Below are 12726 nucleotides of genomic sequence, written 5' to 3' on the forward strand. Positions count from 1 at the left end.
TGGATCCAAGTAAGACTATTTAATAGTCTTACTTCTATATTTAACCTTCGTATTGATTGATTTTGTCAATCATTCTTCATTAAGTTCTAATTTTGAGGGCATCATTAAGTTTCTTACTTTTTTATCGACAAGATTATTAATTAAATAAATAATCAATAATTTGTTTGATGCAACTTCAGAATACATTAATTCAATCAGTTCATTAAACTTATCTCAATAAAACTTATTCTGTTCTAATCATAAGCTTTTAAATAGATCAGTTATTGCATCCTGGTTTTCATTTAATCAATCATATTCCAAACGTTTATTCTCATTTAATAAAAAAGTTTTTAAAAATTGATTTAGTTCATCGTTTAGTACAACCCTAGGATTGGTTCTTTTTAGATTCTTCTTTCAATTTTCATAAGCAACATAGGTGTATTGATCACTAATTCGTATTGTGATATCAGGGGCCTTGCTTTTGTATTTTCTTTTTCGAGTTTTGTTTAATTTATTTAATGTTTCATCATCTTTTAAATCTTCTTGATCAAATACTCGTTGCTGATTAATACTAAGATTTGCATCATTATTTTCATCGTCAGAATTTTCACCATAAAATTTCATCTCTATATCTTTATTAACTTGACTAGCATTTAGATCTTGTTGATTATTTAATTGTTTATTTTTTTTCTTTTTCTTTCTTCTACCCATAATCACTCCTATTTTTCATAATGTAAATTAAAAATGTCTCTTTCGAAATCAAATACATTAACATTAACAATCTGTCTTTGATACGTATTAGAGATTAATAACCCATAACCCCGGTTAGCGGTAGCAATAAAATTCTTCTCATTTTCAGTCAATCCTCCCACCGACTCATATAAGCGATTAATACTATCAACGTCTTTTGGGGACAACTTCATAATAAATGAATACTGTGCGTTATTAATAATTGCTGTTGTCTTTTTAACAATTGATTCAGCTCCTAAAATCCATTCAACATTATCGTTCTTTTTGTGTGCATTAAAAAACGGCTCAATCAGGTTATTAATCTCTGCATCGATTTCTGTTTTTAGTTTTAGATATCTTTCTGAACCTTTTTCTGCTTCTAAAAATTTTTTCCACAAACGATAAACACTATTTAAGGGGTTTCATCTGTTGCTTTTGAACGGATCATTTAAATTAATCTCAACAACTTCATAATTGTTTTTTCTAAACTCGTCCCTAAACTTTGCAACGATCTCACCCTTAACATCAGTAACAAATAAGTTTGGCTTATTTTGATAACTTAAAGACAGATTGTAATTAAGCGTAGGATATACAAATCTCTGCGTTTTACCTGATCCCGTTGCACCTAAGACCAAAGTGTGCATTGTATTTTTCTTATTTTCTGCCAATATCGTATTATAAGCAAGTTCGTTATTCTTATCACGATATACGCGTGCAACAAATGCAGGTAATCTTTCATCAGAATACTCTTCATTGAATTTTTTTAATGATTGAAAGGAAACATCTGTTCTTTCATCAATTAAAAACTTAGCATCGCCATGAATCTGTTCACTACTTTCTTTAACAAATTTAGCGTTTTTCTTCATCGCTAAATAAATCAATACAATAGCAACACCTAATCCTAAACCAAAACCAATAGCTCAACTAGAATAACTACCAACTTCATCAAAAAAGCTCTTTTTGTAAATAGTCATTTTTGCAAATGCAACAGCTAAAGATAACAACACACCACTTAGAACAAGGATTGATAAAAAAGCAACAGCTAACACCTTAATCTTTTTTGTGTTTTTCATAAGTTTATTTAAACACCTCTTCATTACCCAAATTTTTTTTCAACAACTCAAAGTCCGAATCGTATCTAAACAGTCTAAAGCTTTTGGATTGCCACAATTTGGCTTTGATATAACTTGCAATAAATGGTCCAATCTCAGTTTTTAAGTGCAAGAAAAAATTGCTTTTCACTTTGTGTGTCATGTTTTTAGTCAGAACAAAGAAAAATTTTTCATGTTCTATGAAAAAATCCAAAATTTGACTGTTAGAAAATTCTTCAACAAATCTTTCACTAAGTTCATTTGCCAGTTTAGTAATCAACTCATAACAGTCCAACAAAATTTTGAAAAATGGTTTTGTAATAATCATTATCAATTCGCTCTGAAAAAAATCAACATAATTTGTTTGTGTGTTTTTGTTCATAAAATTGTGTATCTTTATGTAAGTTTTTGAAATATTTGAGTTTTGTTTTTCTAAAAGAAATTTAAAAGACATTTAAAAGAAATGTATATGAAATTTAAAAGACAAATTTATTCTTTAAAAAGCATATATGTATTACATATATGCAAAAAAGACCGCGTTGGAAAATGGTGGAATGAAAATGGAAATTTATGGAATGAAAATGGAAATTTATGGAATGAAAATGGAAATTTATGGAATGAAAATGGAAATTTATGGAATGAAAAATGCAACCTTTTAATCATATTTAAATGATTTTTTAGACTTAAAACAAGTCGATTTTCAACCCTCAAAACAAAATCAAAAATAACCAATTTTTTAAGTCTGTTTCCACCTATTTTTTACTCATTTTTATCACCCAATTAAAACTTATTTAATTATTCTAAAGATGGTTGTTCATGACTATCATCATCATCTAATGAAGTAGGATCTAACTTAAGATCTCAAGCTAGATTAAACTTTTCAACATAAGTAGATTGATCATTTTCTAGCTCTTTGTTTTGTCGCAATCGTTTTTTGTCATATTTAATGTTATCTTCAAACAAAAACCGATTAACTCAATATTGTTTATACTCACCTCTAGTCTTCACTAAACTAATTAAATCTTTAGTTTTTAGATGTTTTATAGCATCATTTATCGAACGTTTGTCTAATCTAGTTAATGTAAACATTAAACAGTCATTAACAAAACCTTTAAAAGAAAACAGTTTTAATGGACTAAAAACATCGATTGAATATATCGTTGCAAAGACCTGTTTAACAGATGATTTTTTTAAACCTTCAACTTGATGCATCCAAGGTCTTAAAAAATAGAACTTATTTTCTTTTGCAGTTAATCTTTGTTTTAAATCGTCTGATATCAAAAGCTGATATTCTGTTAATCTTTTACAACTCTTTGAAGTAGTTAATAAACCTGATTTAGTTAAATTATTTAAAGCATAATAGACGGCTGATTTTTTAAACCCTGTTAAATACATTAATAAAGATATATCGCTAAAAACGATTCTCTTTTTGTTTTTATAAAAATTAAACAGTACTGCAAAAACGCATAGATCTTTAAATGTGTTCAATTCAGGCATATTTAACATTGTTTCATTAATGTAGATAAAAATTTTAGATGCTTCTGTTTTTTCGTATTTACTTATTAGATCATTCATAACTAAGAATAAAACTTCATTTTTTTCTCTTTATTTAGTTTTTGAGCTAGTTTTTGTTCAGCCTTTTTATGTTTTCTTTCTCAATATCTGACATGTTCTTTTAAAAATTTTTCACTCTCTTTCTCTAAAATCTCTATATATTCAGCATATTTGTCTTTAACGTCTTCATACCTAACAGGTGAAGTTAAGCCTCTTTTCTTCTTAACCATCTGTTTGTTTTTTAATTCTTCTTTCTCTTTTTTCATAACATTTAACAGGACTGTAAGAATCACACTCACAAAAAGCATTAGCATCCTGATATACCTAGCTAATCGCTAGGCTAATAAATTAAAGAATAATCTTTGTAGTTTTGTAAAATTAGTAAATGACTTCAATTTATTATGCTTAGAGTTTGGCGATTTATTTATTTAGAAGACCCCCTTTTGATTTATCAGAACTCTTTTGTTCTTTTCCATCAAAGTCTTTCTTCTTAGACTCATACTTGTTTACTAGTTTAAGCGGCTCTAGATAGATCTCTCTCTTAATATCATGATATTTTGATGTCTTAGTCTTAATCTGATATGTCATTCTGATAAACTCACCATCTTTAAGATCTTTAAAAGCATAAAAAGCCGTTTTATCTTTTTTGTTTTCAAAAAGAACTACATTCAATCCATAACTTGCAGTATTCTTATCACTATCGCGATAAGTCTTATCACCGCTACTAGATTTTTTAAACTCACCATCCTGGTTAGGCACTAAAAAATAGAAAGATAAAAACTCAGTGCCATCTTTAGTTTGATTAAGATTAAAGTTTGACACTCTACCAGAAATCGTCCCAGTACCCAACGAGATATGATTTTTAGGAGTATTTAAACCCTTTTTATTAGATTCTTCAACGGTTTTGATCTCTTCAGTTTTAAATTCTTTAGTTTTACTTATTTTTGTCATATTACTACAAATGCCTTTTATCGACTTGCTGGTCGTCCTATAATTTTGACAGTTTATAGACTTATCGAGGTCTTTTACACAGCTAAAAATTAAGATATCTAGCGATACCGCCCATAATCATTACTTTTATCCTCATTAAGTGCTCTTAAATGTTCAACAATTCTTTGTTGTTGATATTCAAAAATCTTACCATTAAGATAAGCTAATTTATCAAAGCTATCTCTAAAAAATTGATGCATTAAAGCCCTAGTTTTATAATTACGAGCTTTAAACTTTTTAGCCTTATCAAGATCAACATCAAAAGATGTGTTGTTATAAAACGCTTTAGATTTATCATCTAAGCATTTTTTAAACCAAACACTATTAGCTTTTTTAGCTTTATACTTAAGAGATTTGATAAAAGCATTAGCAAATTTAGCATCTAACTCTTCAGTTACATTTTCACGATCAAGATTGTTATAAGCTAAATCATTATAGTTGCTCTTATCGTCTTCTTTAGTAGCAATCTTTTGATTAGTATTAAACTCATTAATCTCGTTTTGCATTCAAAGATTAATAATCTCAGTTTGCTTATAATATTCGTCAACCATCGATATTAATTCAGAATCGTGTTTAAATACAGATCTAACCCCAGCTAAAATAATTTTCTTCTCACAATCGTTTAAATTCTTGAAATAAATCCGCTTGGATGATTGATTGTCTTTAACCCATTGATAAGCATTCGCATAATCTTTATCTTCAAAATGCTTAAACTCATACTCAAGATGATGCTTAAAGTTATTCACCAAGTTTGAAGTATAAAGTTGCTTCTCGTTTTGAACTTCAAGAATTCTTTTAAATACATCCTGCTTAAACTTTAAAAAAGTTTCTTTTTTCAAATTTGCTTTAAAACGAAACGATCGCTCTTGCCCTTTTTTAATTCGTAGCTTATATGTTTTTTCTTTTTCCCAAAAAGCAAAGTGTACATGTGGGTGATCTGTGTTTTGATGGATTGAAAAAATTAGATCAATGTTTTTTGGATTCATTCCATTATATTTTCAAAAATCATACAACGGGCGACTGATCAATTTAGCGATTATTTTTTTATCAGAAAAATCAATCATTTTTTTGGTTATATTATCAAAAGACAAAACATTTTCTCAGATGAATTGACCATCGTCTAATTTAGCCATCTTAGCTTTTGCTAAAGTTAAGCTAAGCTCATTACCAAAAAGATCATACACTTTATTCCTATCATCTTTAGACACAGCTTCTTCTCTAGCTATGTATTCAATATAGTATCCGCCTTTAAAATACTTAGCGCTTTTATTTTGAGTTTTATTTTTAGGAGACGTTACGTCCACAGACGCCTTGAAAAATTGCGAGCCATAAAAAACCGCATTTTTATGAACGCTCCCAAAATCGTTGATTAATACATTTAGCTTATTGATGCTAGCGCCATCCTGATTAATTCTCATCACATTTTACAAAACCCCCAAGATTGTTTAAGCGGTCTTAATAGAAAGCTGAGTCAAATATTTTTTTCAAATCATTTCATGAAATTGAACTTAAATTATTTTTTATTCTTGCATAAAAGTTTATTGTAAAAACGAATTTTTACCGCATATTTTATTAGAATTGCGATATAAATGAAAAAAATTAGGTTAAAAAATGTAATGATTTTTATTCATTATTTCTATAACTAAATATAAGGCGATTTTCAATCAGATAATTTACATAAAAGATTTTATTTACAAGCAATATTCAGAAATTTAAAATATATTATTTTAGCATTCTAATGTATGTCAGAACTAATAATAAGCAATTTATCAGTTAATATTGATAAGAAGAGAATATTAACAAATGTCTCAGCAACTATTAAGGCTGGTGATATTGTCGCAATAATGGGTCCTAACGGTCACGGTAAATCAACTTTATTAAAAACCATTATGGGTCATCATGATTCAAGAATTGTTAGAGGAAAAATTGTTTTTAAAGACAAAATTCTTAACAAGATGGAAGTTGATGAAAGGGCTAGATTAGGACTATATTTAGCTAGTCAAGCACCTGAAGAAATTCCTGGTGTATCTTTAGTTGAATTTATTCGTTCAGCGATAAATGCAAGAAGAGAAAAACCGATAGATTTACCGGAGTTTTATAAGTTAATTCAAACTAATACCAAAAAATTGAAGATGAACTTTGAATTATTAAATCGTTCAGTAAATGAAGGTTTTAGCGGTGGTGAAAAGAAGAAAAATGAAATTTTCCTTTTGAAAACTATTAATCCTGATTTTGCCATGCTTGATGAAATCGATTCAGGATTAGATGTTGACGCTTTAAAAATCATTACAAAAGAGCTTCAGGAATGAATTAAAGATAAAAGTAAATCATTAATCATTGTTTCTCACTATGAAAGAATGTTTAAATTAATTAAACCGACCAAGGTTTTTGTAGTAGTAAACGGAACAATCGTTACTGAAGGAGATGCAAGTTTAGCAAAACGAATCGACAAGGAAGGTTATGATTGAATTAGAAAAGAATTCAATATTGACTTCAAAGAAAACAAAGAACATGATTTTGAATTAATCGATTCTTTCGCGACTAAATAATAATTATGAATAAAAAATACTTTGTTTTAGTCGATTCCAAAACATCACAATTAGATTATCCAATACCTAAAAATGTTGATAGTTTTATTCACTTTTTAGACATTCATGATAATGATTCGAATTTAAATATAAATGTTAACTTATCTGAAAATTCATCGGCAAAAGTTATCATTTCTACTTTTGGAATTAATAAAAACAACAAAAAATATAATATTAGATTAAATCATTTATCCAACAACGCTAGAAGTGTATATCAAAACTATGTTGTTGCTGCAGATCATTCAAATGTTTCATCGACAATTACCAGTGTTATTAAAAACAAAACTCATCAAAATGATACAGTTCAAGAAATTAGAGGTGTTTTGTTAAGTGATGATGCTGTTGTTAAAGGTGAGCCCCAACTGATAATTGATGATAATAACGTTAAAGCTAAGCATGCTATGGCTGTGGGTAGATTAAATCAAAATCATTTATTCTATTTGATGTCTAAGGGTGTTAAAAAAGCTGAAGCAGTTAAGTTAATTTTAATGGGTTATTTCATTAAAACTATTAGCATTATTGATAGTGAAGAAGAACGAACTAAAATGATTAAACAAATTGAAGATCTATTTTTAAAAGTTAATTATGAAAGTTCAATTAATTAGAAAAAAGTTTAGTTGGTTCAATAACAATAAGAATTGAATCTATTTTGATAATTCAGCTACTAGTTTAAAGCCAGACTTGGTCGTGAATGCTATTGGCGAATATTATCAAAATTGATCGTTAAATCCTCACAATAACAACACAAGTTTATCTAATAAATTAAATGATTTAATTTTTGAAACTAGAAAAAAAACAGCGCAATTTTTATCAGTTAATAGTGATGAAATTATTTTTAATAGTTCAGCAACCGAAATTTTAAACTTATTTGCATTTGGTCTTCATGAATATTTAAAATCTGGTGATGAAATAATTGTTAATGAGTTAGAACATGCAAGTAACTTAGTTAATTGATTGGAATTATCTAGAAGAAATAATCTTAAATTTACTTTAGTTAAATCTTTAGATGAAATTAAGGATAAAATTAGTAATAAAACCAAAGTTATATCATTCTCGGGTCTTTCAAATATTTTTGGATATAAGGTAAATTATTTAGATTATGCTAAGCAAATTAAAACGTTAAATAAAAATTGTTTAGTTTTTATTGACGCAACTCAACTTGCAGCGCAAGAACCAATTGCAATCAGCAAAGATATCGACGGTCTATGTTTTTCAGCTCATAAGATATTTGGACCTACAGGTCTTGGTATCGGATATATTAAAAAAGATTTACAAAAAATTCTTAATCCACTTAAATATGGCGGAGATATGTATTATGATTTTGATGTTGATTCAAAAAATATTGAGCTTAAAAGTAACCCATTAAAATACGAAGCAGGAACAAACAATGTTGCTGCAATCTATGCATGATCTAAATCTTTAGATTTTATTAATGAAATCTATAAAAATAATTTTAATGATTACAAAAATGAATTAGTTGCTTATTTTAAACAAAAAGTTAAACAACAAAAGAAATTAATTCTAATAAATGAACAAGCTAATTTTCCAATATTTTTAGTGCAAATTCCAAATATTCATTCTCAGGATTTAGCTTGATATCTGTCTACTAAAAAGATTATTACAAGAGCGGGTTCATCTTGTGTACACTTATTAAAGAAATATCAAAAAGATGGTTACGTACGCGTTTCTTTATCAATCTATAATACAAAAGAAGAGATTGATTACTTTTTTAAAGTAATTGAAGAATTCAATCTAAAGGATATTTTAAATGAATTATTCTAATCCACTAATCAGAAGACAGATCATCATTGATTGTTATCAAAATCCCAAAAACTACATCAAAACACCTTTAAATGATCCAAACTATGAAGTTATTAAAATTAAATCAGATAGTTGTGCTGATCAGTTCGATATTTATTTATTAATTAAAGATGATATTTTAGTTGATCTAAAGTTTAGTGGAAGTGGTTGCATTATTTCTCAAACGACTTTTGATTTTTTATCAAAATACTTAATTAATAAGAAGATCGAAGAAGTAAAGAAACTATTATCAGCTTATCTAGAGTTTATTTTTAAGGATAAAAAAAACCCAATTTTAGCCGAAGAATTTGAAATTTTTTCATCAGTTAGCATGCAATCCAATCGGATTATTTGTGCAACGATTAATGCGAAAGCTTTAAATGAATATTTAAGTAAGGAGTAAACCATGCCAATATCAAAAAAAATATTAAATAAGAAATACCAATATGGTTTCTATGATAAAGATACTGCGATCTTTGAAACAAACAAAGGAATTTCTAGAGAGATTGTAAAAAAGATCTCAAAAGTAAAAAATGAACCAGAATGAATGTTAGATATCAGATTAAAAGCATTTGATACTTTTATGCAAATGCCAAATCCTAGTTGGGGCCCTGATCTCTCATTTATCGATTATGATAATGCAGTAATGTACTCTAAGGCAGTTGATAATCCTCAATATAGTTGAGATCAAGTTCCTAAAAAGATTAAAAATACCTTTAAAAAACTAGGAATTATGGAAGCTGAAGCTAAATTCTTAAATGGGGTATCAACTCAATATGACTCGCAAGCGGTTTATCATAGTATTGAAAAAGAATTAGCTGAAAATGGTGTGATTTTCACAGATACTGATACAGCACTACAAAAATACCCAGAATTAGTTAAAAAATATTTTGGAACAATTGTACCAACAAACGACAATAAATTTGCTGCACTAAATACAGCTTTTTGATCTGGTGGATCTTTTGTTTATGTTCCAAAGGGTGTTGAGATTAAAAAACCGTTGCAAGCTTACTTCAGAATTAACGGTCGCAGAGTTGGGCAATTTGAAAGAACGATCATCATCCTTGAAGAAGGTGCTAAATGTCACTATGTTGAAGGATGTACGGCTCCGGTTTATTCAGAAGATAACCTGCATTGCGCTGTTGTAGAAGTGTTCTTACATAAAGATTCTGTGGGAAGATATACAACAATCCAAAACTGATCTGATAACGTTTTAAACTTAGTTACAAAACGTTCGATCGTTTATGAAAATGCTAAGATGTCTTGAATTGACGGTAATATTGGTGCAAAGATTAATATGAAATATCCTTCATCAATATTAGCGGGTCAATATGCTTCAAGTGACTGTATTTCAATTGCTGTTGCTAATAAAGGAATTATCCAAGACGCAGGAGCTAAAATGATTCATTTAGCCCCTTATACTAAATCTAGAATTGTTTCTAAATCAGTTTCATTCAATGGTGGTGATACATGTTATCGTGGATTAGTTAAAATCGATAAAAATGCACATTATTCAACTTCAAAGGTTGAGTGTGACACATTATTAATCGACAACATTTCAAGAACTGATACATTACCTACTGAGATTATCAAAAACAAATATTCATCACTAGAACATGAAGCTAAGGTTTCAAACATTAGCGAAGAACAATTGTTCTATATGATGTCTAAAGGAATACCTAAAGACGTAGCAGAAAACCTTATTGTTTTGGGATTCATAGAACCATTTACTAAAGAGCTTCCGATGGAATATGCGATTGAATTAAATCGTTTAATTACAATGGATATGGAAGGAAGTGTAGGTTAATCGTTTATAATTAATTAGTTAAAACAAACTAGTTTATGCGGCCTTTTGTAGAGTCAAATTATTATGAATTATTAGGTGTTAGCGAAGATGCTTCTAAAGATGATATTAAAAGAGCCTTTAGACGCCTAGCTAGAGAATATCACCCTGATGTTAATAAAGCTCCTGATGCTGAAGCAAAGTTCAAGGAGATTAACAAGGCATATTCTATTTTAAGTAATGAAACAACTAGATTTGATTTTGATCGCAGACTTAAACAAAGAAGAGCAAGAGCTGCAACTTATAACAATAGCCCGTTCTTTAATCAAAAAACGCAGAATCAAAACTATTATGAGATCTTAAAAGTAAATGCGAATGATTCACTTGAAAAGATAACGATTCAATACAAAATGATGCGGTTGCAATACTCAACAGTATTTGCTAAAGATGCTCAATCAGCTGAAATGAGCCGCAAGATTGAACGAGCTTATGAAGTTTTAAGCAACCCTTCAAGAAGAGTTCGTTATGATCAGTACTTAAAACAATCAAACCCAGCTATGATGAGCTTTGAGGTTTGATGTGCTAAGAATCCCGAAGATCCATCAGTTAAGAAAAAAGCACCGCCACCACCATTCCGAGAGGATAAGAAAACCAAACAAAAAGCTGAAAAACAAGCAGAAACTAATCAAGAAACTGAACAAGTCAAGGTTAAAAAAGAGAAAAAAGTTAAAGAAGTAAGAAAAGTTGATCCAGATCAATTATTTCCTAAACGCTGAAATAACAGTGCTTGGATGATTAAAACTACAACTAACATCCAATTAGTATTAAGCTACATCATGATTGTTTGTTTAATTGTGAGCCTGATCTTTGTTTTCTTACAAAACAACTCGGCATTAGTTGATGCTTACAACATTATTAGTATTGGTTGATTCCCATTTGTTTGAGTTTTATTTGGCATCATAACGATCTTAAGCTTTTTAAATATTTATTTATCAAACGATTTTATTAATACTAATAGCGAGTTTAAAAAGGTTAAGTTCATTTGAATTATTACGGCTGTATTATTCCTTAGTGTTTTCTATGCTTCTTACTTAACTAAGAAAGCAATTGAATCTCAAGAAGTAAGCGAAAAACGCGCAAACAAAAAAGGAGCTTCAAATAATTCGTTATAAACTTTTCTAAATTGTTAATATAATCAATATAGATGAAAGTAAGTTTATAATGGAAACTAAAGTTGGTATCTTAGGTACTGGAGCATGAGGAACTGCTCTAGCAAATATTTTGTTAAAAAATGGTCACATTGTTAAGATGTGAGGAATTGATGAAGATGAGATTGATAACCTTAAAAAAGGTTATAACAATCGTTATTTTGGTAATAAAAAATTATTTAAAGCACCCGATTTAGTATCAAGTGATTTATCACAAGTAGTTGATGGGTGTGATTATTTATTGTTAGCAATTCCATCAAAGTTTTTTAATGATGTTTTAGCTAAGTTAGCTAACGTTTTAAAAGATCGTAAAGTACATCTAATAAATGTTGCTAAAGGAATGGAAGCTAATACTAAGCAGTTTTGATCTGAAGTGATTAAGCGGGCGTTTAGTAAGAATCTATTATCATTAACATCATTACTAGGACCTTCGTTTGCGACAGAGGTATTTGATAACCACCCAACTGTGATTAATGCTGTATCTGATGATATGATCAGTTGTCATAAAGTGGCTAAATTATTTAACAACGAAACTTTTGAATTAGTTCCGTTTGATAACGAACTATCAGCACAGTTGTTTGCAGCAATCAAAAACGTTTGTGCGATTGGTACAGGAATTATTTTTGAACAAACTACTTCAGCTAACACCAGATCAGCAATTCTAACCAAACTATTTAATGAAATGGATAGTATGTATCAAAGTTTAGCAAAAGATAAATACCGACCAAAAGATTGCACCCAGCTAAGTGGGATTGGAGATTTCATTCTTACTTGTACAAACGAACAATCACGTAACTTTAGTTTTGGTAAATTAGTTGCTAAATTTGGAATTAAAAACGCTCTTGAAAAAAACATCAATACCGTTGAAGGATATATTGCGGCTAAAACGATGTATGAGATCATTAAAGCTAATAATTTAGATCTAAAATTACTAATAACAATTTATCAGATTTTATATGAAGACTTAGATGAATCTGTGTTAATTAAAAAGTTGATCAACTAAT

Annotated in this window: 14 protein-coding genes; 7 read left to right on the forward strand and 7 right to left on the reverse strand. The window is 28.8% G+C overall.

Features of this window, described 5'->3' with window-relative positions:
• Nucleotides 1–15: 15 nt before the first annotated feature.
• The 7 genes from P690_RS0101135 to mobL all read right to left on the reverse strand — a co-directional run bounded on the left by P690_RS0101135 (nt 16) and on the right by mobL (nt 5761).
• Entirely contained in the window at nt 16–690 is a 675-nt protein-coding gene (locus P690_RS0101135; RefSeq protein ID WP_027121967.1) for a hypothetical protein, read from the reverse strand.
• Between the two features lie 8 nt (nt 691–698).
• Nucleotides 699–1781 (reverse strand): type IV secretory system conjugative DNA transfer family protein, encoded by a 1083-nt coding sequence (locus P690_RS0101140; RefSeq protein ID WP_027121968.1) that lies wholly within the window; start codon nt 1779–1781, stop codon nt 699–701.
• A 4-nt stretch (nt 1782–1785) separates the two neighbouring features.
• Nucleotides 1786–2181, reverse strand: coding sequence for a hypothetical protein (locus tag P690_RS0101145; protein WP_027121969.1), 396 nt, complete (start codon nt 2179–2181; stop codon nt 1786–1788).
• Between the two features lie 413 nt (nt 2182–2594).
• On the reverse strand, nt 2595–3374 hold the full coding sequence (locus P690_RS0101155; protein ID WP_027121970.1) for a hypothetical protein: 780 nt from the start codon (nt 3372–3374) through the stop codon (nt 2595–2597).
• 2 nt (nt 3375–3376) lie between these two features.
• Nucleotides 3377–3619, reverse strand: a complete 243-nt coding sequence (locus tag P690_RS0101160) for a hypothetical protein (RefSeq protein WP_156920495.1) — start codon at nt 3617–3619, stop codon at nt 3377–3379.
• Nucleotides 3620–3773: 154 nt separating this feature from the next.
• Complete coding sequence (locus P690_RS0101165; protein ID WP_027121972.1) at nt 3774–4304, reverse strand: hypothetical protein; 531 nt, start codon at nt 4302–4304, stop codon at nt 3774–3776.
• A 98-nt stretch (nt 4305–4402) separates the two neighbouring features.
• Nucleotides 4403–5761: a relaxase MobL gene (mobL, locus tag P690_RS0101170; protein WP_027121973.1), complete on the reverse strand. Its 1359-nt coding sequence runs from the start codon at nt 5759–5761 to the stop codon at nt 4403–4405.
• A 324-nt stretch (nt 5762–6085) separates the two neighbouring features.
• Here mobL and sufC point away from each other — a divergent pair, with 324 nt between their 5' ends.
• From sufC to P690_RS0101205, 7 genes are read left to right on the forward strand one after another with little or no spacing between them, the layout of a single operon-like run.
• A complete protein-coding gene (gene sufC, locus P690_RS0101175) occupies nt 6086–6892 on the forward strand; it encodes a Fe-S cluster assembly ATPase SufC (protein WP_027121974.1) in 807 nt (268 codons plus the stop codon).
• A gap of 5 nt (nt 6893–6897) precedes the next feature.
• Complete coding sequence (locus P690_RS0101180) at nt 6898–7536, forward strand: SufD family Fe-S cluster assembly protein (RefSeq protein WP_027121975.1); 639 nt, start codon at nt 6898–6900, stop codon at nt 7534–7536.
• Entirely contained in the window at nt 7517–8713 is a 1197-nt protein-coding gene (locus P690_RS0101185) for a cysteine desulfurase (RefSeq protein WP_027121976.1), read from the forward strand. Before P690_RS0101180 ends, P690_RS0101185 begins: the two co-directional genes overlap by 20 nt.
• Nucleotides 8700–9134, forward strand: a complete 435-nt coding sequence (locus tag P690_RS0101190; protein WP_027121977.1) for an iron-sulfur cluster assembly scaffold protein — start codon at nt 8700–8702, stop codon at nt 9132–9134. The genes P690_RS0101185 and P690_RS0101190 overlap by 14 nt, the downstream gene beginning before the upstream one ends.
• Nucleotides 9135–9137: 3 nt before the next feature.
• On the forward strand, nt 9138–10538 hold the full coding sequence (gene sufB, locus P690_RS0101195; protein WP_027121978.1) for a Fe-S cluster assembly protein SufB: 1401 nt from the start codon (nt 9138–9140) through the stop codon (nt 10536–10538).
• Nucleotides 10539–10573: 35 nt separating this feature from the next.
• A complete protein-coding gene (locus tag P690_RS0101200; protein WP_027121979.1) occupies nt 10574–11686 on the forward strand; it encodes a DnaJ domain-containing protein in 1113 nt (370 codons plus the stop codon).
• Between the two features lie 49 nt (nt 11687–11735).
• On the forward strand, nt 11736–12725 hold the full coding sequence (locus tag P690_RS0101205; RefSeq protein WP_027121980.1) for an NAD(P)H-dependent glycerol-3-phosphate dehydrogenase: 990 nt from the start codon (nt 11736–11738) through the stop codon (nt 12723–12725).
• The last annotated feature ends 1 nt before the right edge of the window (nt 12726 follow it).

This window comes from Mycoplasma imitans ATCC 51306, assembly GCF_000518305.1.
Lineage (GTDB): Bacteria > Bacillota_I > Bacilli_A > Mycoplasmatales > Mycoplasmoidaceae > Mycoplasmoides > Mycoplasmoides imitans.